Here is a 218-nt window from a genome sequence, read left to right as displayed (position 1 = left end):
GGTGTGATTCATGACTGGGGTGAAGTCGTAACAAGGTAGCCGTAGGGGAACCTGCGGCTGGATCACCTCCTTAATCGACGACATCAGCCTGCTGATGAGCTCCCACACGAATTGCTTGATTCATTGTCGAAGACGATCAAGACCCTATATAGGTCTGTAGCTCAGTTGGTTAGAGCGCACCCCTGATAAGGGTGAGGTCGGCAGTTCAAATCTGCCCA

1 rRNA gene is annotated in these 218 nt (G+C 51.8%); it reads left to right on the top strand.

From position 1 onward, the window contains the following. A 16S ribosomal RNA gene (locus F3J44_RS29540) occupies positions 1 to 73 on the top strand; the annotation flags it as partial. Positions 74 to 218 lie beyond the last annotated feature (145 nt).

The sequence above is a fragment of the Pantoea sp. Tr-811 genome (genome assembly GCF_011752535.1).
Classification (GTDB): Bacteria; Pseudomonadota; Gammaproteobacteria; order Pseudomonadales; family Pseudomonadaceae; genus Aquipseudomonas.
This window is presented reverse-complemented; position numbering and strand designations above follow the sequence as displayed.